23 protein-coding genes are annotated in these 23,653 nt (G+C 62.4%); 9 read left to right on the plus strand and 14 right to left on the minus strand.

Annotated features, from left to right (window positions below):
• Positions 1–122 precede the first annotated feature (122 nt).
• The gene (locus AC1DRN_RS27665; protein ID WP_223461892.1) at positions 123–1,490 is read left to right on the plus strand and encodes an NAD(P)-dependent oxidoreductase; all 1,368 of its coding nucleotides are present in this window, start codon (positions 123–125) and stop codon (positions 1,488–1,490) included.
• A complete protein-coding gene (gene preA, locus AC1DRN_RS27670; RefSeq protein WP_223461894.1) occupies positions 1,491–2,765 on the plus strand; it encodes an NAD-dependent dihydropyrimidine dehydrogenase subunit PreA in 1,275 nt (424 codons plus the stop codon).
• A gap of 155 nt (positions 2,766–2,920) precedes the next feature.
• On the opposite strand, the gene AC1DRN_RS27675 is transcribed toward preA, so the two are convergent.
• Complete coding sequence (locus tag AC1DRN_RS27675; protein WP_008017494.1) at positions 2,921–3,541, minus strand: TetR/AcrR family transcriptional regulator; 621 nt, start codon at positions 3,539–3,541, stop codon at positions 2,921–2,923.
• 135 nt (positions 3,542–3,676) lie between these two features.
• On the opposite strand from AC1DRN_RS27675, the gene copC reads away from it, so the two are divergent.
• The 3 genes from copC (at position 3,677) to AC1DRN_RS27690 (ending at position 5,894) form a co-directional block, all read left to right on the plus strand.
• Positions 3,677–4,042, plus strand: coding sequence for a copper homeostasis periplasmic binding protein CopC (gene copC, locus AC1DRN_RS27680; protein ID WP_223461896.1), 366 nt, complete (start codon positions 3,677–3,679; stop codon positions 4,040–4,042).
• Between the two features lie 3 nt (positions 4,043–4,045).
• Positions 4,046–4,903, plus strand: coding sequence for a copper homeostasis membrane protein CopD (gene copD, locus AC1DRN_RS27685; RefSeq protein WP_223461899.1), 858 nt, complete (start codon positions 4,046–4,048; stop codon positions 4,901–4,903).
• A gap of 100 nt (positions 4,904–5,003) precedes the next feature.
• Positions 5,004–5,894, plus strand: a complete 891-nt coding sequence (locus AC1DRN_RS27690; protein ID WP_457266180.1) for an aldose 1-epimerase — start codon at positions 5,004–5,006, stop codon at positions 5,892–5,894.
• Here the strand turns inward: AC1DRN_RS27690 and AC1DRN_RS27695 are convergent.
• From AC1DRN_RS27695 to pedF, 13 genes are all read right to left on the minus strand, one after another.
• Entirely contained in the window at positions 5,870–7,606 is a 1,737-nt protein-coding gene (locus tag AC1DRN_RS27695) for a PAS domain-containing hybrid sensor histidine kinase/response regulator (protein ID WP_457266181.1), read from the minus strand. The two genes, AC1DRN_RS27690 and AC1DRN_RS27695, sit on opposite strands and share 25 nt — an antisense overlap.
• Entirely contained in the window at positions 7,590–8,753 is a 1,164-nt protein-coding gene (gene ercA, locus AC1DRN_RS27700) for an alcohol dehydrogenase-like regulatory protein ErcA (protein ID WP_457266182.1), read from the minus strand. The genes AC1DRN_RS27695 and ercA overlap by 17 nt, the downstream gene beginning before the upstream one ends.
• Positions 8,754–8,970: 217 nt before the next feature.
• Entirely contained in the window at positions 8,971–10,113 is a 1,143-nt protein-coding gene (pqqE, locus tag AC1DRN_RS27705) for a pyrroloquinoline quinone biosynthesis protein PqqE (protein WP_223461907.1), read from the minus strand.
• The gene (gene pqqD / locus AC1DRN_RS27710; protein ID WP_007972043.1) at positions 10,091–10,363 is read right to left on the minus strand and encodes a pyrroloquinoline quinone biosynthesis peptide chaperone PqqD; all 273 of its coding nucleotides are present in this window, start codon (positions 10,361–10,363) and stop codon (positions 10,091–10,093) included. The genes pqqE and pqqD overlap by 23 nt, the downstream gene beginning before the upstream one ends.
• Positions 10,360–11,112, minus strand: coding sequence for a pyrroloquinoline-quinone synthase PqqC (gene pqqC, locus AC1DRN_RS27715; RefSeq protein ID WP_223461909.1), 753 nt, complete (start codon positions 11,110–11,112; stop codon positions 10,360–10,362). The genes pqqD and pqqC overlap by 4 nt, the downstream gene beginning before the upstream one ends.
• Positions 11,113–11,230: 118 nt before the next feature.
• A complete protein-coding gene (gene pqqB / locus AC1DRN_RS27720; protein ID WP_457266183.1) occupies positions 11,231–12,145 on the minus strand; it encodes a pyrroloquinoline quinone biosynthesis protein PqqB in 915 nt (304 codons plus the stop codon).
• A 55-nt stretch (positions 12,146–12,200) separates the two neighbouring features.
• On the minus strand, positions 12,201–12,272 hold the full coding sequence (gene pqqA, locus AC1DRN_RS27725; RefSeq protein WP_003253598.1) for a pyrroloquinoline quinone precursor peptide PqqA: 72 nt from the start codon (positions 12,270–12,272) through the stop codon (positions 12,201–12,203).
• Between the two features lie 257 nt (positions 12,273–12,529).
• Positions 12,530–14,050, minus strand: coding sequence for an acetaldehyde dehydrogenase ExaC (exaC, locus tag AC1DRN_RS27730; protein WP_477786859.1), 1,521 nt, complete (start codon positions 14,048–14,050; stop codon positions 12,530–12,532).
• A 247-nt stretch (positions 14,051–14,297) separates the two neighbouring features.
• Positions 14,298–16,073 (minus strand): PQQ-dependent methanol/ethanol family dehydrogenase, encoded by a 1,776-nt coding sequence (locus AC1DRN_RS27735; protein ID WP_218428664.1) that lies wholly within the window; start codon positions 16,071–16,073, stop codon positions 14,298–14,300.
• A 271-nt stretch (positions 16,074–16,344) separates the two neighbouring features.
• Positions 16,345–17,283: a quinoprotein relay system zinc metallohydrolase 1 gene (locus tag AC1DRN_RS27740; protein WP_457266185.1), complete on the minus strand. Its 939-nt coding sequence runs from the start codon at positions 17,281–17,283 to the stop codon at positions 16,345–16,347.
• Between the two features lie 31 nt (positions 17,284–17,314).
• Positions 17,315–18,076, minus strand: coding sequence for a quinoprotein dehydrogenase-associated SoxYZ-like carrier (locus AC1DRN_RS27745; RefSeq protein WP_223461917.1), 762 nt, complete (start codon positions 18,074–18,076; stop codon positions 17,315–17,317).
• A gap of 10 nt (positions 18,077–18,086) precedes the next feature.
• Positions 18,087–18,962 carry a substrate-binding periplasmic protein gene (locus AC1DRN_RS27750; RefSeq protein ID WP_457266186.1) on the minus strand — a complete coding sequence of 292 codons (876 nt, stop codon included), beginning with the start codon at positions 18,960–18,962 and terminating at the stop codon, positions 18,087–18,089.
• A gap of 3 nt (positions 18,963–18,965) precedes the next feature.
• Positions 18,966–19,427, minus strand: a complete 462-nt coding sequence (gene pedF, locus AC1DRN_RS27755; RefSeq protein WP_223461921.1) for a cytochrome c-550 PedF — start codon at positions 19,425–19,427, stop codon at positions 18,966–18,968.
• A 210-nt stretch (positions 19,428–19,637) separates the two neighbouring features.
• Here pedF and AC1DRN_RS27760 point away from each other — a divergent pair, with 210 nt between their 5' ends.
• The 4 genes from AC1DRN_RS27760 to AC1DRN_RS27775 are packed head-to-tail and all read left to right on the plus strand — an operon-like array spanning position 19,638 to position 23,328.
• A complete protein-coding gene (locus AC1DRN_RS27760) occupies positions 19,638–20,822 on the plus strand; it encodes an ABC transporter substrate-binding protein (protein WP_457266187.1) in 1,185 nt (394 codons plus the stop codon).
• A 30-nt stretch (positions 20,823–20,852) separates the two neighbouring features.
• Entirely contained in the window at positions 20,853–21,812 is a 960-nt protein-coding gene (locus AC1DRN_RS27765; protein WP_457266188.1) for a YVTN family beta-propeller repeat protein, read from the plus strand.
• Positions 21,809–22,540 (plus strand): ABC transporter ATP-binding protein, encoded by a 732-nt coding sequence (locus AC1DRN_RS27770; protein ID WP_457266189.1) that lies wholly within the window; start codon positions 21,809–21,811, stop codon positions 22,538–22,540. Before AC1DRN_RS27765 ends, AC1DRN_RS27770 begins: the two co-directional genes overlap by 4 nt.
• Positions 22,537–23,328: an ABC transporter permease gene (locus tag AC1DRN_RS27775; RefSeq protein WP_457266190.1), complete on the plus strand. Its 792-nt coding sequence runs from the start codon at positions 22,537–22,539 to the stop codon at positions 23,326–23,328. Before AC1DRN_RS27770 ends, AC1DRN_RS27775 begins: the two co-directional genes overlap by 4 nt.
• Positions 23,329–23,653 lie beyond the last annotated feature (325 nt).

Raw genomic sequence — 23,653 nt, forward strand, 5'->3', positions numbered from 1 at the left:
GGGATCTCGGGTGTTCACAAAACCTGTGGGAGCGAGCTTGCTCGCGATGACGTCAGCCCAGACAACACAAAAAACAATGCCCATTCAGAGGCAGCACCTCAAATAACCGTGAGGCCAAAACCGTGATCAAGACCCTGGACCACCTCCCGCATCCCCAAGAGAATGCGGCCACCCTCGCCGGCCATTTCACCGATCTGGCGCCGCCGCTCAACGAGCGCCAGGCGCACCTGGAAGCCTCGCGCTGTCTGTATTGCTACGACGCGCCTTGCGTGAATGCCTGCCCGAGCGAAATCGACATTCCCTCGTTCATCCGCAACATTGCGCAGGACAACGTGCAAGGCGCCGCGCAGAAAATCCTCTCGGCCAACATCCTCGGCGGCAGTTGCGCCCGGGTGTGCCCGACGGAGATTCTTTGCCAGCAAGCCTGCGTGCGCAACAGCGCTCACGAATGCGCGCCGGTCATGATCGGCCTGTTGCAACGCTACGCTGTGGACAACGCACACTTCAGCGAACACCCCTTCCAGCGCGCTGCCGCCACCGGCAAACGCATCGCAGTTGTCGGTGCCGGTCCGGCCGGTTTGTCCTGCGCCCACCGCAGCGCCATGCACGGGCACGACGTGGTGATCTTCGAGGCACGGGAAAAGGCTGGCGGCCTCAACGAATACGGGATCGCCAAATACAAACTGGTGGATGACTACGCACAAAAGGAGCTTGAGTTTCTGTTGCAGATTGGCGGGATCGAAATCCGCCACGGGCAGAGGCTCGGAGAGAACCTGACCCTCAGCGAACTGCACCAACAGTTCGATGCGGTGTTCCTCGGCGTCGGGCTCAATGCCAGCAAACAGCTGGGTCTGACCCACGAAGACGCGCCCGGCCTGCTCGCCGCCACCGACTACATCCGCGAACTGCGCCAGGCCGATGACCTGAGCCAACTGCCCCTGGCCGACCATTGCATCGTCCTCGGCGCGGGCAACACCGCCATTGACATGGCCGTGCAAATGGCCCGCCTCGGTGCCCACGACGTGAATCTGGTGTACCGCCGTGGTGTCGAGGACATGGGCGCCACCCATCACGAACAGGACATTGCCAAGGCCAATCAAGTGCGACTGATGACCTGGGCTCAACCGGAAGAAGTGCTGCTCGATGACCATGGTCGGGTGCGCGGCATGCGTTTCGCCCGCACCCATCTGGTAGAAGGTCGCCTGCAAACCACTGGCGAAACCTTCGAGCTGGCCGCCGACGCGATCTTCAAGGCCATCGGTCAGGCCTTCGACGGCAGCGCCCTCAGCGATCCGCTGGCCCGCGAGCTCAAACGCCAGGGCGAACGCATCGAAGTCGATGAACAGCTGCGCACCAGCATCCCCGGCGTGTATGCCGGCGGCGACTGCACCAGCCTCGATCAAGACCTCACCGTGCAAGCGGTGCAACATGGCAAGCGCGCCGCCGAGGCGATCAATGCTCAACTGATGCTCAACGTGGAGGCTGCGTAAATGGCCGATCTGTCGATTGTCTTCGCCGGCATCAAAGCACCCAATCCATTCTGGCTGGCCTCCGCGCCGCCGACCGACAAGGCCTACAACGTGGTCCGCGCCTTCGAGGCCGGCTGGGGTGGCGTGGTCTGGAAAACCCTGGGTGAAGACCCGGCGGCGGTGAACGTGTCGTCGCGCTACTCGGCGCACTTCGGGGCTAACCGGGAGGTACTGGGCTTTAACAACATCGAGCTGATCACTGACCGCTCGCTGGAGATCAACCTGCGGGAAATCACCCAGGTCAAAAAGGACTGGCCGGACCGTGCGCTGATCGTGTCCTTGATGGTGCCCTGCGTCGAAGAATCCTGGAAAAACATCCTGCCGCTGGTGGAAGCCACCGGTGCCGACGGCATCGAGCTGAACTTCGGTTGCCCCCACGGCATGCCGGAACGCGGAATGGGTGCGGCCGTCGGCCAAGTGCCGGAATACGTGGAACAGGTCACCCGCTGGTGCAAGACGTATTGCTCGCTGCCGGTGATCGTCAAGCTCACGCCGAACATCACCGACATCCGCGTCGCCGCCCGTGCCGCCCACCGTGGCGGTGCCGATGCGGTGTCGTTGATCAACACCATCAACTCGATCACCAGCGTCAACCTCGAACGCATGGTCGCCAACCCGATGGTCGGCAGCCAAAGCACCCACGGCGGTTACTGCGGCTCGGCCGTAAAGCCGATTGCCTTGAACATGGTCGCCGAAATCGCCCGCGATCCGCAGACCCAGGGCCTGCCGATCAGCGGCATCGGCGGCATCGGCAACTGGCGCGACGCAGCGGAATTCATCGCCTTGGGCAGCGGAGCGGTGCAGGTTTGCACGGCGGCGATGTTGCACGGTTTCCGGATTGTCGAAGACATGAAGGACGGTTTGTCACGCTGGATGGACAGTCAAGGCTACGCCAGCATCTCGGAGTTTTCCGGGCGTGCGGTGGGCAACACCACGGACTGGAAGTACCTGGACATCAACTACCAGGTGATCGCGAAGATTGATCAGGAGGCCTGCATCGGTTGCGGTCGTTGCCATATCGCTTGTGAGGACACCTCGCACCAGGCCGTGGCCAGCCTCAAGCAGGCGGATGGCACGCACAAATACCAGGTGATCGATGAGGAGTGCGTGGGCTGCAACTTGTGCCAGATCACCTGCCCGGTGCAGGACTGCATCGAGATGGTGCCGGTGGAGAACGGCAAGCCGTTCCTGGACTGGAATCATGATCCGAGAAATCCGTATCACGTCAGCCCTTGAGGTTTTCAGCGTCTGAGATGACGCCATCGCGAGCAAGCTCGCTCCCACAGGTATCTCTGGTGTACACAGCATTTGTGTACGACATAAAACACTGTGGGAGCGAGCTTGCTCCGGGCGGCGTTCCGACGATGAGGCCCGCCGCAACAACACAAATCTCAGGGCTCCAACCCGATCCCCCGCAAAATCACACTGGTCACCGTCTGCACCGCCTTTTCGAACTGCATGTCCGACAGCGGCTGGTGATCATTGAGGATATTCACCTGGTGATCGAAGTCGGCATAGTGCTGGGTCGAGGCCCAGATCATGTATAGCAGGCTCGAGGGCTCCACCGGCAGGATGCGTTTGTCGTCCACCCACTGGCGGATTTTCGCTTCCTTCATCTTGGCCCAGTCATACAGGCTCGCGTCCAGCGCTGCGCCGAGGGTCGGCGCGCCATGGATGATTTCGTTGGCCCAGACTTTCGAGCCATACGGCCGGCTGCGGGAATGGTTCATCTTGGCGCGAATGTAGCTGCTGAGCACCACGCGCGGGTCATCGAACATCTCGAAGCACAGGGCGTCCTGCTTCCAGACTTCCAGCAAGTCGAACAGCACGGCGCTGTACAACTCGGTCTTGGTGCTGAAGTAATAGTGCAGATTGGAACGCGGCAGTTGCACTTCGGCGGCGATGTCAGCCATGGCGGTGCTGCCGAAGCCCTTTTCAGCGAAGACCTTTTCCGCCCCCAGCAGGATTTTTTCGACGTTACTGCGACGAATCTCGATCTTGTGATTGCCCATGCGGATCCCCGACAACAACGTTGAGCAAGACTAGCATCCGCTCTGGAGCGCGGCGACAAGGGAAAACGAAACTTCGTACAGCCGCTGTCGTAACGCTAAACTCTGCGCACTTGGAAACTGCCTGAGGTACCCACGATGCTGCTCAAGAAAACCCTGACTGTCGCTGCCCTGCTCGGCTCGCTGCTCGCCGCTTCTTCGGTGTTGGCCCACGCCCACCTGAAAAGCCAGACTCCGGCCGCCGACAGCACCGTGACCGCACCAGCGCAATTGCGCCTGGAGTTCTCCGAGGGTATCGAGGCCAGTTTCACCAAAGTCACGCTGACCCGGGATGGCGCACCGGTAGCGATCAAAGCGCTGACCACCGAAGGCAGCGACAAGAAGACCCTGATTGTCACCCCCGCCGCGCCGTTGGCCGCCGGGGCCTACAAAGTCGAATGGCACGCCGTGTCGGTCGACACCCACAAAAGCGAAGGTGCATACGCCTTCAAGGTTGGCCAGTAATTCATGGCGAGCGCGCTGGTGCTGTGCCGCTTCCTGCATTTCATCGTGGTGCTGATGCTGTTCGGGGGCTGGTTGTTCAGGCCCTTGCTTGCAAATGGCGAAACCGCGCTGGATCAGCGCCTGGCACGGACCTCCCGGTGGCTGACCGTGGTGGCGCTGGGCAGCGGGGTCTGCTGGTTGTTGCTGATTACCGCAAGCATGGCCGGGGCCTGGGACGCGGCCTTCGATCCGCCGACCCTGGGCCTGGTACTGGGCAACACCTTTTTCGGTCAGGTCTGGCGCTGGCATTTGCTGATCAACCTGCTGTTGCTGGCGTTGCTGCTGACCCCACTGCGCGCCAGCCTTGCGCTGCGCCTGATCTTCAGCGGTCTGCTGCTGGCCACCCTGGCCCCGGTCGGCCACGGCGCCATGCTCGATGGCACCGCAGGCCAGTTGCTGATCCTCAATCAACTCATTCACTTGATCTGCGTGAGCGCCTGGCTTGGCGGCCTGATGTTGCTGGTGATGATTCTGCGAGAACCCGCGGGGCATTCGATCCGCGTGATGTTGCAGCGCTTCAGCGGCGTTGGTTACGGGTTGGTCGCCGGGTTGCTGATCACCGGGCTGATCAATGTGCGGGTGCTCACCGGGGCGTTCTGGCCGACACCATTGTTCAGCGGATTCGCCTTGATCCTGTTGATCAAGGTTGCACTGGTCGCTGCGATGCTGGGCCTGGCATTGTTCAATCGGCAGCGCATCGATGACTGCGATCAGCGTCTGCAAACACTGCGTGCCAGTGTGATGCTGGAGTGGATGCTGGGGCTTGGTGCAGTGGCGGCGGTCTCATTGCTGGGCACCCTGCCCCCCATGATTTCCAACTAACAACCCAATCCTCTGTGGGAGCGAGCCTTTGTGGCGAGGGGGCTTGCCCCCTCGCCACAGGAAACGGCACAAGCCTCAAAAAATCACATGGCAGGTCAACATGTCGTTAACACTGATCGAACTTGAAGACGAACTCACCCGCCTCACCCTCGCCCCGCAACTGGGCGGCAGCATCGTCAACTGGACCGTGCGCAGCACTGGCCATCCCTTGCTGCGACACGCCGACGAGCACGCCCTGAACACCGGCCTGCCCGGCAAGCTCGGCTGCTTTCCCTTGATCCCCTGGTCCAACCGCATCGCCGATGGCGGCTTCGACTGCCCCGACGGCTGGCTGGCATTGACGCCCAACAGTCTCACCGATCCCCTGCCGATTCACGGCAGCGCCTGGCAGCAGCCGTGGGACGTGGTTTACCGGTCGCCAAATGAAGTGGTCCTGCAACTCGACAGCACAACCCCCTTCGCTTATCGCGCCCGGCAACGTTTCCATTTGCGCGCGGGCAAGCTGAGCATCGAACTGCACGTCACGCACCTGGCTGAACACGCTGCGTGGCATGGTCTGGGACTGCATCCATATCTGCCGCGCACCGCGAGCACCCGACTACAGGCACCCGCCCGGCGTGTGTGGTTGTGCGACGGGGCAAAACTGCCGACAGAACTCAGCGCATTGCCGGTCGAGTGGGATTTTCAGCACCTGAAGTCATTGCCCGAATCAATGGTGGACAACGGCTTCTGCGAATGGAACGGCCATTGCCTGATCCAACAGCCCGACCTCGGCTACGAACTCGACTGCCAGGCCACCGGTAGCGATTACTACCTGCTCTACTGCCCCGTGGACGTGGGTTTTTTCTGCATCGAACCGGTGAGCCACCCGGTCAACGCGCATCACCTGCCCGGTCGGCCAGGCTTGCGTTTGCTGGAACAGGGTCAATCCACCGAACTGGGTTTCACCCTGCAGTATCGGCCGCTTCAGGCAGAGGCCCCCAACAGTTGACTCAACACCGCGCGCAACTTGCCGGGCTTCACCGGTTTGTTCAGCAACGGTGCGTTGAGCCGCTGCAACGCACGCCGACAATGGTCGGTGCGGTCGGCAGTAATGATCACCGCGGGAATGCTCTGGTGAAAATGCTCGCGCAAATGTCGCACCACATCACAGCCGACCACCCCGTGGTCGAGATGATAGTCCGCAAGAATCAGTTCTGGTGCCTGCCCGCGCAGCGCCGCCAGCGCCGACGCTTCATCGGTGGCGGTCAGCACGTCGCAGCCCCACTGCCCGAGCAACGCGCCCATGCTTTGGAGAATGCTCACTTCGTTGTCGATCACCAGTAAACGGCGGCCCGGCAGCGGGTTGCCGGTGCCCGGTTGTGGCACCGCCTGGCTCACGGGTAACGGAACCTCGTCGGAGATCGGCACCTCGATGCTGAACATCGAACCCCGCCCCGGCAACGAGTACACGCCGATTTTATAGCCAAGGATCCTGGCGATGCGCTCGACGATCGCCAGCCCCAGGCCCACGCCCTTGCGGTCGGCGGCGCGGCCGACATCCAGCTGGTTGAACTCGAGGAAGATCGAATCGAGCCGGTCGGCGGCGATGCCACGCCCGGTGTCCCAGACCTCCAGGCGCAACATCTCGCCGCGACGCCTTGCCGCCAGCAGGATGCTGCCTTCGTCGGTGTAGCGGCAGGCATTGCTGAGGAAGTTGCGCAGGATCCGCGTCATCAGGCGCAAGTCGGTGCTGATGGCGTAATCGGCCATGCGCACCCGCAGGTTCAAGCCGGCCGCCTGGGCGACGGACTGAAACTCCGACACCAGCGGCCCGAGCAATTCGTCGAGGCGGTACGAGGCGATGTCCGGCTTGACCGCTGCCTGATCGAGCCGGGAAATGTCGAGCAGATCCGTCAGCAGGTCTTCGGCCCCTTCCAGGGCCTGGTGAGTGCGTTCCACCAGCACCTGTTCGGCTTCCGGCAATTGGCGTTCGCGCAAGGTCGAAATCAGTAACCGCGCGGCGTTCAGCGGTTGCAGCAGATCGTGGCTGGCGGCGGCGAGGTATTTGTCCTTGCTGTGATTGGCCGCCTCGGCGGCATCGCGGGCGACGCGTAAAGCCTGGGCGATCTGTTTACGCTGGGTGATCTGCTGCTGAAGATTACGGTTGGCTTCGAGCAATTCATTGGTGCGCGCGACGACGCGCAGCTCCAGTTCGTCATTGAGTTGCTGCAAGCGTTGCTGGGCCAGTTTGCGCTCGGTGATATCGGAAACGAACCCTTCCACCAGCCCTTCCTGGCCGGGCTTGAGCAGCAGGTTCATCAACACATCGAGGTAACTGCCGTCCTTGCGCCGCAAGCGGGTTTCATAGCCGTGCAGGCTGCGCTGGTGCCTGAGGATTTCGCCGATGGTTTCCAGCTCCTGCGCGCCGTCGACAAACAGGGTGCTGGCCAGGTCGGTCAGGGAGAACAGCACCTCCTGGGCGTCCTGATAGCCAAGCATGCGTGCCAGCGCCGGGTTGGCGGCGCGCATGCCATCGTGCAGGCTGGCCTGGAAGATCCCGTGCACCGCGTTTTCGAACAGCCACTTGTAGCGGTTACGCTCGGCTTCCAGATCATCCAGGCGCGCGGCCAGTTCCGGGTAATGACTCTTGCGCGCCGAATGGCTGCCCAGCCCCAGCAGCCCGGCCAGAGCCCGTTGTTGCTCGTCAGAGGGCTTCGCCATAGACGACCTCGACATCTCGCTGGCTGGACTCGCGCGGGTTGGTCAGGATGCACGGATCGTGCATCGCATGCTGCGACAGGAACGGAATGTCCGAGGTCCTGACGCCATGCAAACCGAGGGTTTCGTGAAAGCCGATGGCGTGCTTGAGGGCGATCAGGTGTTCGACCAGACGCCCGCAGATCTGCCGGTGATTCAGGCCCCGGCAGTCGATGCCAAAGGTCTCGGCGATCACCTTGAAGCGCTCCGGCGCCGAGTTGTAATTGAAGGCCACCACGTGCTCCACGAGCACCGCGTTGCACAGGCCGTGGGGCAGGTCGAGAAAGCCGCCGAGGCTGTGGGACATGGCATGCACGGCGCCCAGGATGGCGTTGGAAAACGCCAGGCCGGCCTGCATGCTGCCGAGCATGATTTTCTCGCGCAGGGCGATGTCGGTCGGGTTGGCGATCATTTGCACCAGGTTGCCATTGATCAGGCGCATCGCCTCCAGCGCGTGGGGGTCGGTCAGCGGCCCGTGGCCGGTGGACACGAAGGCTTCGATGGCATGCACCAACGCGTCGATGCCGGTACAGGCCGACAGGAACGGGTCCATGCTCAGGGTGGTTTCCGGGTCGATCAGCGAAACGTCCGGCACCACGGCCTTGCTGACGATGGAGAACTTCATGCGTTCCTGCTGGTTGGAAATGATCACGAATTGCGAGACATCGGCCGAGGTGCCGGCGGTGGTCGGAATAAGGATCAGCGGCGGGCTGGGCACGCGGATGGTGTCCACGCCCTCGAAATCGAGAATGCTGCGGCCATGGGCGACGACGATGCCGATGCCCTTGCCGCAGTCCATCGGGCTGCCGCCACCGACGGCGACGATCACATCGCAGTGGTTTTCCCGGTACAGCTCGGCACCGCGCATCACCTCTTCGACCCGCGGGTTCGGTGAAACGTCGGTGTACAGACAGTATTCGATGCCCAAGGCTTGCAGGCTGGCCTCGATATCGGCGACCCAACCGGCGGCAATCACGCCGGGATCGCTGACCACCAGGACCTTGCGCGCGCCAAAGGTCTTGGCGTAATTGCCGACACTGTGCCGGCTACCGGCACCGAAGATGATTTCAGGCGAAACGAATTTACGCAGCTGGTTGAGACTCTGGCTCATTGGAAAGCCTGTTTTTATTGTTTTGGAAGGTAGAAACCACACTAAACCATCCAGCTGCGAATGCAATCAGACCAATGGGTAGCCCATTTGAATTCACCGCAACCCCCTGTAGGAGTGAGCCTGCTCGCGATAGCTACCTCACAGTCGACATCAATGTTGAATGTGACGCCCTCATCGCGAGCAGGCTCRCTCCTACAGGGGATTTGTGTCGTTAGGACTAGCCGCGATAGATCAGCTGCGAAGCTTTCGCATTTCGTAGCGTCAGGTGTTCGATCCCCTGCCCCGGCGCATCCGCTTCCTCGCGGGCCTTGAGGATCACGCCGTGATGGGGCGACTTGCTGCACACCGGATCGGCATTGGCGGCGTCGCCGGTCAGCATGAAAGCCTGGCAGCGACATCCTCCCAGATCCTTGTGCTTTTCATCGCATGAGCGACACGGCTCCTTCATCCAGTCATCGCCGCGAAAACGATTGAAGCCGAACGAGTCGTTCCAGATGTGCGAGAGGCTGTGCTCGCGCACATTGGGAAACTGTACGGGCAACTGCCGGGCGCTGTGACAAGGCAACGCCGTACCATCGGGGGTGATGTCGAGAAACAGGTTGGCCCAGCCGTTCATGCAGGTCTTGGGACGTTCCTCGTAGTAGTCCGGAGTGACAAAGATCAGCTTGCACGGGTGGCCCTGGGCTTCAAGGCGTTCGCGGTATTCGTTGGTGATGCGCTCGGCACGCTGCAATTGCTCGCGGGTGGGCAACAGGCCGACGCGGTTGAGTTCGGCCCAGCCATAGAACTGGCAGGTGGCCAATTCGACGAAGTCCGCTTCCAGCTCCAGGCACAGCTCGATGATCTGCGCGATCCGGTCGATATTGTGCCGATGGGTGACGAAGTTCAGCACCATCGGGTAGCCCTGGGCTTTCACCGCACGGGCCATGGCGAGTTTCTGCGCAAAGGCCTTGCGCGAGCCGGCGAGCATGTTGTTCACCGCCTCGTCGGCGGCCTGGAAGCTGATCTGGATATGGTCCAGCCCGGCCACCTTGAAGTCGCGCACCTTCTGCTCGGTCAGGCCGATGCCGGAGGTGATCAGGTTGGTGTAGTAGCCCATGTCCCGGGCGGCCTTGATCAGTTCGGCGAGGTCCTGGCGCACCAATGGCTCGCCGCCGGAAAACCCCAGTTGCGCGGCACCCATGTCCCGCGCTTCGCGGAATACACGAATCCATTCTTGCGTGCTCAGTTCCTCGCCGTGCCGGGCAAAGTCCAGCGGGTTGGAGCAATAGGGGCATTGCAGCGGACAGCGGTAGGTCAGCTCGGCGAGCAGCCACAATGGCGGTCCGGGCTGCGTCTCACTCGATCCAGAACTGCGCATGGGCCACCTCCAGAAACGCCAGCACGTCTTCGTCGATCCCCGGTACGCCGGGGAAATTCGCGCTCAATCGCTCAATGATCGCCGCCACGCTACGCTGGCCATCCACCAGGTCGAGAATCTGTCCGGCACTGGCGTTGAGCTTGATCATGCCTTCGGGGTACAGCAGCACGTGGCAGTCCTGACGGGGCTCCCATTGCAGGCGAAAACCGCGGCGCAAGGCCGGTGACTGCTGGCGATCGATCAGGCTCACAGGGCGATCCCCCGGTGCCAGACGTTATCGCCGGTGACCGTGTGATACGGCGGGCGCGCAAGCTCGTAGGCCATGCTCATGGCATCGAGCATGCTCCACAGCACGTCGAGCTTGAATTGCAGAATCTGCAGCATGCGTTGTTGCCCCTCGGCGGTCACGTAGTGTGCCAAGGTGATGCGCAAGCCATGCTCGACATCGCGCCGAGCCTGGCTCAGGCGCGTGCGGAAATAGTCGTAGCCGGCGACGTCGATCCACGGGTAATGGGTCGGCCAGGCGTCGAGTCGCGACTGATGGATCTGTGGCGCAAAGAGTTCGGTCAGCGAACTGCTGGCCGCTTCCTGCCAGCAGGCGCGACGGGCGAAATTGACGTAGGCGTCCACCGCAAAACGCACCCCGGGCAGCACCAGTTCCTGGGAGAGGATCTGCTCGCGATCCAGCCCCACTGCTTCGCCCAGGCGCAGCCAGGCTTCGATACCGCCCTCGCTGCCGGGGACGCCGTCGTGGTCGAGAATCCGTTGCAGCCATTCCCGGCGCACGTCGCGGTCCGGGCAGTTGGCGAGAATCGCGGCGTCCTTCAGCGGAATGTTGATCTGATAGTAAAAGCGATTGGCGACCCAGCCCTGGATCTGTTCGCGGCTGGCGCGGCCGGCGTACATGGCTTGGTGGAAGGGGTGGTGGATGTGGTAGTAGGCACCCTTGGCGCGCAGGGCGGATTCGAATTCTGTGGGGGACATGGGGGTGTCAGTCATTTTGTTCTCCGGAAATTTTTGCGGTGCCTGCGCTGGCCTCATCGCGAGCAGGCTCGCTCCTACATTGAATCGGCGGTGTCCCCTGTGGGAGCGAGCCTGCTCGCGATGGGGCCATCGGCTACAGCTCAATACTCATGCCGTCGTAAGCCACTTCAATCCCCCGCCGCTCCAGCAAGGCCCGCTCGGCCGAGTCTTCATCAAGGATCGGATTGGTGTTGTTGATATGGATCAGCACCTTGCGCTGGCGAGGGAAGTCTTCCAGCACTTCAAGCATGCCGCCGGGGCCGCTTTGTGGGAGGTGCCCCATGTCACTGCCCAGGCTCTGGCCGACTTCGCAGATACGCATCTCGTCGTCGCGCCACAGAGTGCCGTCCAGCAGCAGGCAATCGGCGCGCTGCATCCAGCCCAGCACTTCATCGTCGATTCGGCCAAGGCCCGGGGCATAGAACAGCGAGGCGCCGTTGCGCAGGTCTTCGATGAACAGGCCTATGGTGTCGCCCGGTTGCGGGTTGCCGCGATTGGGCGAATACGGCGGCGCGTTGCTCACCAGGGGAATCGCGCGAAATTGCAAATGCCCGCAGGCCGGGATGTTGAACGGCTGGTGATCGAGGCCGACCGGTTGCCAGTGCAATCCGCCGTTCCAGTGCTCCAGCATGTTGAACAACGGGAAACCACTGCTCAGGTCCTGGTGCACACGCTCGGTGCACCACACGTCATGCGGGCAACCTTCACGCAGGCTGAGCAAACCGGTGCAATGGTCGATCTGGCTGTCCAGCAGCACGATGCCGGCGATGGCGCTGTCACGCAGGCGCCGCACCGGTTGCAATGGCGCAAAACTCTCGAATTGCGCGCGAATGTCCGGTGACGCGTTACACAGCACCCACTCCACACCATCGTCACTCAGGGCAATCGACGACTGCGTACGGCGCTGTGCCCGCAGGCTGCCATTGCGCACACCGGCGCACTGGCGGCAGTTGCAGTTCCACTGCGGGAAACCACCGCCAGCGGCGGAACCGAGAACGCGGATGTGCATGGCGGATGCTCCAGAAGGCAGGCCCGGCCAACGCAGCGGCTGGCCGGGTGATCAATCAACGGTTGGCGAAATACATCGTCACTTCGAAGCCAATGCGCAGATCGGTAAACGCGGGTTTAGTCCACATGGGTCATTCCTCTTCTTGTGCCGGGTGATTCCGGTAGAGCCATTAATGCACGGGGCATCGAGTGCCCGAATGCTACTTTCGAAGGAGTTGGCGGGGTGATTTGGTAGGGGGTGTTGCGCGGTCACTGGCATCACACAAACCCCATGTAGGAGTGAGCCTGCTCGCGATGAGGTCAGCACATTCAACATTGATGTTGATTGTCGGACCGCTATCGCGAGCAGGCTCRCTCCTACAGGTTTTGCGTCGTGTTCAAGGAATCAGAAGAACCCCAACGKATTGATGTCGTAGCTCACCAGCAGGTTTTTGGTCTGCTGGTAGTGATCGAGCATCATCTTGTGGTTTTCCCGACCGACGCCGGACTTCTTGTAGCCACCAAACGCGGCGTGTGCCGGGTACAGGTGGTAGCAGTTGGTCCACACGCGCCCGGCCTTGATCGCCCGGCCCATGCGGTAGGCGCGGTTGATGTCGCGGGTCCACAGGCCGGCGCCGAGGCCGAACTCGCTGTCGTTGGCGATGGCCAGGGCTTCGGCTTCGTCCTTGAAGGTGGTGACGCCCACCACCGGGCCGAAGATTTCTTCCTGGAACACACGCATCTTGTTGTGGCCCTTGAGCAGGGTCGGCTGGATGTAGTAACCGCTGGACAGGTCGCCCTCCAGTCGTTCGGCCGCGCCGCCGGTGAGCAGTTCGGCGCCCTCCTCCTGGGCAATGGTCAGGTACGAGAGGATCTTGTCGTATTGCTGCTCGGACGCCTGGGCGCCGACCATGGTCTCGGTGTCCAGCGGGTTGCCGCGCTTGATCTTGACGATCTTCTTCATCACCTCGGCCATGAACGGCTCGTAGATGGATTCCTGAACCAGCGCCCGGGACGGACAGGTGCAGACTTCGCCCTGGTTGAAGAACGCCAGTACCAGGCCTTCGGCGGCTTTTTCGATGAACGCAGGTTCCGCCTTCATGATGTCTTCGAAGAAGATGTTCGGCGACTTGCCGCCCAGTTCGACGGTGCTCGGAATGATGTTCTCGGCGGCGCAATGCATGATGTGCGCGCCCACCGGGGTCGAGCCGGTGAAGGCGATCTTGGCGATGCGTTTGCTGGTGGCCAGGGCCTCGCCGGCTTCGCGACCGAAGCCCTGGACGATGTTCAGCACGCCCGCCGGCAGCAGGTCGACGATCAGCTCGGCGAAGACCATGATCGACAGCGGCGTTTGCTCGGCGGGCTTGAGCACGATGCAGTTGCCGGCGGCCAGGGCCGGGGCGAGTTTCCAAGCGGCCATCAGCAGCGGGAAGTTCCACGGAATGATCTGCCCGACCACGCCCAGGGGCTCATGGAAGTGATAGGCCGTGGTCAGCTCGTTGATCTCGGCAGCCCCGCCTTCCTGGGCGCGGATGCAACCGGCGAAGTAACGGAAGTGGTCGGCCGCCAGCGGCACGTCGGCGTTCAGGGTTTCGCGCACGGCCTTGCCGTTGTCCCAGGTTTCGGTGACGGCCAGCACCTCAAGGTTCTGCTCGATGCGGTCGGCGATTTTCAGCAGCACCAGGGAGCGGTCCTGGGCCGAGGTCTTGCCCCAGGCGTCGGCGGCGGCATGCGCGGCGTCGAGGGCCTTGTCGATGTCGGCGGCGCTGGAGCGCGGGAACTCGGCGATCACTTCACCGTTGACCGGCGAGGTGTTGGTGAAGTACTCGCCATTGATCGGAGCGACGAACTCGCCTCCGATGAAGTTGCCGTAGCGCGGTTTGAAGGTAATGACGGCGCCTGGGGTTCCGGGTTGTGCGTAGATCATGGTGGGCCTCTGTCTGGGTCGATGCCTGTCGTACTGACAGGCGATGAGCCGATACTAGAGAGCCCCGCGTGCCAGACGAATGCATCGTTGGCAGGAGGGGCTCTCGTTATTTGGTCGTAGATTTCACACAAAACACTGTGGGAGCGAGCTTGCTCGCGATGAGGCCAGCACATTCGCCATTGATGTCGACTGTCAGACCGCTATCGCGAGCAAGCTCGCTCCCACAGGTTATGTGGTGGTCTTGGCGTTAATGCTTGGCCACCAGGTCCTTGGGCAGCTTGAAGGTCCAGAGCATGCCGCCCTGGTTGAAGTCCTTGATGCGCTTGGCCACTTCGCCGCCCCACAGCGGTACCGCGCCGCCCCAGCCGGAGAGCACCGAGACGTACTGTTCGCCGTCCATTTCCCAGGTCACGGGCGAGCCGAGCACGCCGGAACCGGTCTGGAATTCCCAGACCTTTTCGCCGGTCTTGGCGTTGAACGCCTGCAGGAAACCTTCCGGCGTGCCGGTGAACACCAGGTTGCCCTTGGTGGTCAGCACCCCGCCCCACAGCGGCGCGTAGTTCTTGTGGCGCCAGACTTCCTTGCCGGTTTTCGGGTCGATGGCCCGCAGCACGCCGATGTAGTCTTCGTTCAATGGCTTGATGGTGAAGCCGGCGCCGAGGAACGCCGCGCCTTTCTTGTAGGCGATGCCTTCGTTCCAGATGTCCATGCCCCACTCGTTGGACGGCACATAGAACAGCCCGGTGTCCTGGTTGTAAGCCATCGGCATCCAGTTTTTCGCGCCGAGGAACGCCGGCGCCACGAACACCGAACTGCCCTTGGCTTCGGAACCCGGGGCACCGGGACGGCTGGCTTCGTTGTAGATCGGCCGGCCGTTTTTATCCAGGCCGGTGGCCCAGGTGATCTTGTCCACGAACGGGAAGCCACGGATGAATTTGCCATTGGTGCGGTCCAGCACGTAGAAGAAACCGTTACGGTCGGCCGTGGCCGCCGCCTTGATTTCCTTGCCGCCTTCGCTGTAGTTGAACGACACCAGCTCGTTCACGCCGTCGTAGTCCCAACCGTCGTGGGGCGTGCTCTGGAAGTGCCACTTGATGGTGCCGTCGTCCGGGTTGAGCGCCAGGCGCGATGAGGAGTAGAGGTTGTCGCCAGGGCGCAAGTGCGAGTTCCACGGCGCCGGGTTGCCGGTGCCAAACAGCAGCAGGTTGGTTTCCGGGTCGTAATAGCCGCCCAGCCACGGGGCCGCACCGCCGGTTTTCCACAGGTCGCCCGGCCAGGTCTTGCCCGCCTCGCCACCGGAGATGCCGTTCTCCACCGCTTTGCCGTCCTTGTAGACGTAGCCCATATGGCCTTCGACCGTCGGCCGGGTCCACAACAGGTCACCGTTTTTCGGGTCGTAGGCCTCGATCTTGCCCACCACGCCGAACTCGCCACCGGCCACGCCGGTAATCAGCTTGCCGTTGATCACCAGCGGCGCGGCGCTGATCGAGTAGCCTTCCTTATGGTCGGCAACTTTCTTGCTCCACACCACCTTGCCGGTGTCCTTGTTCAGCGCCACGAGCTTGGCGTCGAGGGTGCCGAAAATCACCAGGTCGCCATACAGCGCGACGCCACGGTTGATCACGTCGCAGCAAGGGCGGATGTCATCGGGCAGGCGCGCATCGTATTGCCAGAGTTTCTTGCCGGTGCGCGCATCCACGGCGAACACCCGCGAGTAGGAACCGGTCATGTACATCACGCCGTCCTTGACCATCGGCTGCGCTTGCTGGCCACGCTGTTTTTCACCGCCGAAGGAAAACGCCCAGGCCGGTCGCAGCTCCTTGACGTTGTCGACGTTGAGAATATCCAGCGGACTGTAGCGCTGCCCCTGAACGCCGAGGCCGTTGGTCACGACCTGCTCCGGGTTCTTCGGGTCCTGGAGAATGTCCTGGTCGGAAACCCCGGCCAATGCCTGGCCGGACAACAGCATGGCACTGAGCAGCAGGCTCAGGACGAAGGGCTGGCGACGTGCGGGTTGAGTCATGACGGCTTCCTCTGCGGATTTTTGTTATGTCCGGAAAATTTTCCCGGTCTGGTGCAGATTCTTGAGCGCCGCCGCCCCGGCAACAATTGCCCGCAATGAGGAGATTGCTAGTTCCTTGGTACAGGGTGGGTGAGAAAACACAGGATTGTGAATCACCCCCAATCCTGTGGGAGCGAGCTTGCTCGCGATGGCGGCAGGTCAGGCAATAATGATGCTGGATGTGCCGGCCTCATCGCGAGCAAGCTCGCTCCCACAGGGGGTCTGTGTTTGCTCACTTTCGTGCGGCAGAATCCACCCGCGTCATCCGCTCGCGCTCGTAGCGCGGGTACAGATGACTGACGCTACGGATCAGTTCGTAGCGGCTCAGGTTGATCCCGGCGAAGCGTTCAGGGATGGGGCTGCGGATCATCTCGGCCATGTCGCTGCCATTGGCGGCGCCGTCGCGCATGAGCTGATCGAGCCAGGTCAGGTAATCGCGCATTTGCTCGAAGGGTTGTGGATCGCTCGCCACCGGCCCATGGCCCGGCACGATCAGCGTCCAGGGCAAGCCTTGCAGGGTCGCGATATCCGCCAGCCACTGCGACAACCCCGGACTGTTGGGAGTGGTCAGCGCTCGCTGATAAAACACCAGGTCCCCGGCAAACAGCACGCCGGTTTGCTGGTCGAGAATAGCCAGATCCGCGCCCGTATGCCCACCCAGGCTCAGCAGACGCAGATCGTGATTCCCAAAACTTTTCACGCCGGGTGTCAGCGTCTGCGTCGGCAGCACCACTTCGGTGCCGCGCATCCAGTCGCCGACCATCCGGTACATATTCTCGGCCATGGCATCGCCTTGCCGGTGCAACAGCTCGGTGGTGCCGGCCAAGGCACCGATCGGCACGTCGCTGAAGGCCTGATTACCCAGCACATGGTCCGGGTGGTGATGGGTCAGCAAGACCTCGATCACCGGCTTGTCGGTAATGGCGGCAATGACCTTGCGCAGCGCTTCGCCGTAACGCCTGGACGGGCCGGTGTCGATCACCACCACACCGCGTTCAGTAACGATAAACGCGGTGTTGACGATGTTGCCGCCGTTGGCCTTGGCGAAATTATCGGTGCTGCCTTCCAGCAGCCAGATGTCCTGGGCGATCTGCCGGGGCTTGAGTGAGTAGTCGAGATCGGCCAGGGCCGGCAGACTGACGCTTAACACCATCAACAGGATCCAGCGCATGCCACGCTCCTTGGGGTCACGCTTATTTGGGTCAGAGTATCGACGCATCGAACTCATTGCCGCTGTTGTCCCGTAGCAGCAGGCGCGTTTGCCCTGCCCCCACGATGTCGAAGGCCAGGTTGGGGTTTTCGCTGACCGCCGGAAACAGCTCCAGCCGGGCCAGCACTTGCTCGTTGTGGTCGCGCAACTCGGCATGGTTGATGAAGAATTCCGGAATGCCGCTGACCATGCCGTTGTCCATGGGATGGGCCACCTGCAAACGCAAGCGGCTGAACTCACCCCGGGGATAACGCCCACCGAGCACTTCGCCGATGTGCTCCTCCCAACCCGGCTGGCTGCGTACCACGCTCGGCGCGGTGCAACCGCCACCTGCTGCGTCGATCAGGGTCGAACCGACATGCCACACGCCGTCGCGGGTCAACACCGCCGCGCGCAAGGGCGTGGCCTGTTCGATGCGAATGCGCAACGACAGCCACGGCAAAACCGAATTCAGTGGCTGGAAGTCGACGATTTTCGGCAATGGGTTCAGCTCGGCCCAGGCGAGAATTTTCACCACCTCGCCGTTGAACGCCCGGGCGTCGATCTCCAGCGGCACCTGCCGGGCATCTTCGGCAAACGGCGGCGCCAGCAGCTTGACCCGCTCATCGAAAACGAACGGCGCATTGCCCAGAAACTGCTGGTGATAGAAGGCCCACATCACCGATGGCACCGGGTCTTTGCCGGGATCGATTTCGGCGGCCTGTGCCGCCAGGCTTAACCAGCAGGCCAACAGACAACTCCCTCGCCATTTCATCGCCTGCTCCTTATTGATACATCTCGGGCACGTCGTAACGCAGGCCGTAATGGCCGTAGATGGTCTTCACCGAGCCCTCGCGGATCAGGCCTTCGAGCGCCTCGTCCACGGCATAGGCCAGCTGACGGTTGCTTTCGTGCACCGCCATGCCGATCTCCCAGAGCTGCTTGCCCATGTTCGGGTAGGCGTTTTCTGCCAGCGCCACTTGCGGGTCGGCCGCTTCATGGACCTGCCAGTCGATTTCGCCGCGCATGGCCATCACCGCGTCGACCTCACCGGCCTTCATCGCGGCAAAGGCCTGGGGCACGCCGGGATAGTGATGGGTCTTGCCGGCGAGCATGCCGTTGAACACCGAGGTCAGGTAGAACGACGGCACGCTGTCGACTTCGACACCAATCGGGTGTTGCTCGAACACCGCGACGCTGGCGACCTTGTCCAGCCGCCGGCGGTCATAGGCCACCTGCCATTGTTCGTTCTGGTACGGACCGAACATCACCACTTGGCCGTTGACCAGTTCGCCGAACTCGTTGCGCTTCTGCGCGTAGTCACGGTCATAAGGCACGCGCATCATCAGGTCGGCCAGCTGCTGGTTGTGCAAGGCACTGGCACGCCAGATGTAATCGCGCAGGTCGTCGTCGAGCTTTTCCCCGGCCGGTGCCCAGATCAGTGTCAGGCGCACGCCGAGCGCCTTGGCCAGGGCCTCGGCGAGTTCGACATCGACACCCTGGGGCTTTCCGGCGCGTTCAAAGCTGTAGGGGGCGAAGTCCTTGTAGACCGCCACCTTCAGCTCCCCGGCGGCGATCATTTCGTCGTAATTGCGAACCTGCGCCTGCGCCGTCTGGCAGCACAGCCACAGAGCGCTGATCAACACCGCGAGCAGGCGCATGGGTCACTCCTCGACGTGCACAGTGTCCAGATAAGTGCGCACCGCCCACAAGGCTTCCTGGCTCAGGTAGTCGGCCATCTTCGGCATGTACACCCGGCCGTCGCGCACCGCGCCATGGCGCACCCGTTCGGCGAACCATTCATCGCCCGCCTCACCGACATCGAGCATGCGCAAGTCGGGGGCGATACCGCCGGACTTGGCTTCCAGGCCATGACAGGCCGCGCAGTTCTGGGTGTAGGCCGAGGCACCGATTTCCACTGCCTTGTCGTGTTCCGGGGTGGTGCGATACGGGTTCACCGCGGCCCAGCCATCGGCATCGAGCTGCACGCCGGCGTCCTTGATCGGGGTCAGCCCCGGGGTGGCCACGGCTTGCGGGACCACGTTGCCGTGGGCCCACACGGAACCTGCGCTGATAAGACCGGCCAATAGCCCGGTCACGAGCAAGGCGTTGCGTATTGTTGTCATTGTTATGCCCTCTGGATTGCACGCAAAACCTCTTGGCAGAGGCTATGGCAGCCATCTTAGAAACGGTATCGCCCTCACCCCATGCTGCTTTGGTGGTCGCCACCTAGTCCCTTGGTAGTAAGGCGCCGGATGGACACCACCGGTACTTTCTGCATATTTCCTCAGCCTCAGGGGATTTCTATGCTGGCGCTGACGGTCATGGAGAGCCTTATGCGCCAGCTTGCCCCTTACGCCCTGATCTACCTGCTGGCGATTGCCTGCGCCGCCGGCCTGGCCACCCAGAGCCGGGCCGCCGATGCGCCCTTGCAGGTGCGGATCGGCTATCTGGGTTACCGCCCCGACCCAGGCCCGGTAATGTCGAACGTCATCCCCGAGCCCACCGATGCCGGGCTGCGCGGCGCCGAACTGGCGATCACCGACAGCAACAGCACCGGGCGTTTTCTCAACCACGGCTACAACCTGGTCAGCGCCAGTGTCGACAGCCCCGAGGCCTTGCTCGAAGCGGCAAAGGCGCAGCATGAACAAGGCCTGCGCCTGTTTGTGGTCAATGCCCCCGCCACCAGCCTGCGCCAATTGAGTGCAGCGCTGCCCGACAGCCTGCTGTTCAACGCCGGTAGCCCCGATGACAGCCTGCGCACCACCGATTGCCTGGCGAACGTGCTGCATACCTTGCCGAGCCGGGCGATGCTCGCCGATGCACTGGCGCAGTTTCTGGTGCTGCGCAAATGGCAGCGGGCGCTGCTGATTGTCGGCCCGACCCCGGACGATCAAGCCTATGCCGCTGCCCTGCGCCGCGGGGCAAAGCGCTTCGGCTTGCAACTGGTGGCGGAAAAAACCTGGAGTTTTGATAACGACCAACGCCGCAGCGCCCAGGCGGATATGCCGCTGTTCACCCAGACTGCCGAGTACGACGTGGTACTGGTGGCCGATGAACGCGGCGACTTCGGTGAATACGTGCCCTACCAGACCTGGTACCCGCGCCCGGTCGCCGGCACCCAGGGCCTGACCCCGGTGGGCTGGCACAAGACCGTCGAAACCTACGGCGCCGCGCAGCTGCAAAAACGCTTCGAAGCCCTGACCGGGCGCTGGATGAATGACCGTGATTTCGCAGCCTGGATGGCCGTGCGCAGTATCGCCAGCGCCGTGAGCAAACTGCGCCAGGCCGAGCCGATGGCGATCCGCACGCTGGAAATCAGCGACCAGTTGCCCCTCGACGGGTTCAAGGGCCGCAAGCTCAGCTACCGGTCGTGGAACGGCCAGTTGCGCCAGCCGATTCCCATCATCCAGCCCCGGGCGCTGGTCAGTACGTCACCCCAGGACGGCTTTCTGCACCCCTTCAACGAGATGGACAGCCTGGGCTACGACAAACCCGAGGTCAGTTGCCGTTTTCCCTGATCCGATAATCACGACAACAAGGAATCCGCCATGCGCCGCACCCTGCTCTCTTGCGCCTTGCTCCTCGCCGCTGGCCATGCCGTTGCCAGCACTGCCTGGGTCTCCAACGAAAAGGACAACAGCCTGAGCCTGATCGACCTGCAGACCCTGCAAGTCACCGACACCCTGCCCGTCGGCCAGCGCCCCCGCGGCCTGCTGCTGTCCCATGACAACAAGCTGCTGTACATCTGCGCCAGTGACTCGGACCGGGTCCAGGTGATGGACGTGGCCACACGCAAGATCATCAAGGAGTTGCCTTCGGGCAAGGACCCCGAACAATTCGCCCTGCACCCCAACAACCGCTGGTTGTACGTTTCCAACGAAGACGATGCGCTGGTCACGGTGATTGACACCGACACCTCCAAGGTGCTCGGCCAGATCAACGTCGGCGTCGAACCCGAAGGCATGGCGGTGAGCCCCGACGGCAAGTGGGCAGTCAACACCAGCGAAACCACCAACATGCTGCACTGGATCGACACCAGCACCCAGACCCTGGCCGACAGCACCCTGGTGGACCAGCGCCCGCGCTTCGTCGAGTTCTCCCCCGATGGTGCCCGGCTCTGGGCCTCGGCGGAAATCGGCGGTACCGTGACCATTCTCGATGTGGCCAGCCGCAACGTGCTCAAGACCCTGAACTTCCAGATCAAGGGCGTGCACCCGGACAAGGTGCAACCGGTGGGCATCAAGCTCAGCGCCGATGGAAAATACGCTTTCGTCGCCCTCGGCCCGGCCAATCACGTCGCGGTGGTCGACGCCAAAACCTTCGAGATTGTCGATTACCTGCTGGTGGGTCGACGGGTCTGGCAAATGGCATTCACCCCGGATCAGAAGCAATTGCTGGCCACCAACGGCGTCAGCGGCGATGTCTCGGTGATCGACGTCGACAGCCTCAAGGTCAACAAATCGGTGAAAGTCGGGCGCTACCCCTGGGGCGTGGTGGTGACGCCATGAACGCCCTTGAAGTCAGTGACCTGGGTTTTGCCTACGGCGCCCGAGAGGCCTTGCGCAAGGTGAGTTTCAGCCTGGAACCCGGGCGTTTCGCCGCGCTGCTGGGACCCAACGGCGCCGGCAAGTCGACCCTGATTGCCCTGCTGACCCGGCTCTATGATCTGCAGCAAGGCGAGATCCGCGTCGGTGGCAATTCATTGCGCAGCGCGGCACGCCCGGCACTCAGGCAATTGGGCGTAGTGTTTCAGCAAAGCACCCTGGACCTGGACCTCAGCGTCGAGCAGAACCTGCGTTATCACGCCGCATTGCATGGCCTGTCCCGGCGTCAGACCGACCTTCGGGTCGACGCCGAACTGGCCCGCCAGGCCCTGACCGAACGCCGCCGCGAACGGGTGCGTGAACTCAATGGTGGCCATCGTCGCCGGGTGGAAATTGCCCGAGCCCTGTTGCATGAGCCGCGCCTGTTGCTGCTCGATGAAGCCAGTGTCGGCCTCGACCCGGCGAGTCGCCTGGCGCTCAACCAGCACATCCGCAGCCTGTGTCGCGACGAGCGCATCTGCGTACTCTGGACCACCCACCTGCTCGATGAAGTACAGCCCAGGGATGACCTGCTGATCCTGCATCAAGGCCGGCTGGTGGCCAGCGGACAGGCCGATGCCCTGAGCCAGGAACACGGCGGTGACCTCGGTTCGGCCTTCACTCGTCTGACAACATCAGGAGCTGCCCAATGAACGCTTACTGGCAATGCTTTAGCGGTATCGTGCTGCGCGAATGGCTGCGTTTTGTGCTGCAACGCACTCGATTCCTCAGCGCCCTGGTGCGGCCGCTGTTGTGGCTGCTGGTGTTCGCCGCCGGTTTTCGCGCAGCGCTGGGAATTGCGATCATCGAGCCCTACGACACCTACATTCCCTATGAGGTCTACATCATTCCCGGGCTGGCCTGCATGATCCTGCTGTTCAACGGCATGCAGGGCTCACTGTCGATGGTCTACGACCGCGAGATGGGCAGCATGCGCGTGCTGCTGACCAGCCCCCTGCCGCGCACCTTTCTGCTGTGCAGCAAACTGTTGGCCACCTCGCTGATTTCGCTGTTGCAGGTGTATGCGTTCCTGGCGGTTGCCTGGGTCTACGGCGTGCGGCCACCGGCCATGGGCCTGTTGCTGGTGTTGCCGGCCTTGCTGCTGGTGGCGTTGCTGCTCAGCGCCCTGGGCCTGTTGCTGTCGAACGCGATCCGCCAGCTGGAGAACTTTGCCGGGGTGATGAATTTCGTGATCTTCCCGCTGTTTTTCCTGTCATCGGCGCTGTATCCGCTGTGGAAGATGCACGAGGCCAGCGAGTGGCTGTACTGGCTGTGCGCGGTGAATCCGTTCACCCATGCGGTAGAGCTGGTGCGTTTCGCCCTGTATGAACGCTTCAATCCGCTGGCGCTGGCGGTGTGCACGGGGCTGACGTTGCTGTTCGCGTTGCTCGCCGTGCTGACCTTCAACCCGCAGCATGCGGCCCTGCGCAAAGCCGGGTAACTACATCCCCCTGTGGGAGCGAGCTTGCTCGCGATAGCGGCCGAACATCGAGCGATGATTTAACTGAAAGACCGATATCGCGAGCAAGCTCGCTCCCACATCTATGGTTACCCCCTTTTCTGCAATACTGTTGTTGATGTCGTGTTTGGCTTGCTTTCATCTATCCGGCGTCTGAGTTGGGGTTGTGGCCCCCGCGCCTCGATGAGAATCGATGCCCAACGACCCTAATTAGGGGAACGGCCTTGCAGCCGTGTGAGAGCCCAGGGTTGTCGTCAGGCCGGTTGGCCGTTCATGTCATCAGTTATCCAGCATCGCAAAACCAGGT

The sequence above is a fragment of the Pseudomonas sp. P5_B3 genome (assembly GCF_056400405.1).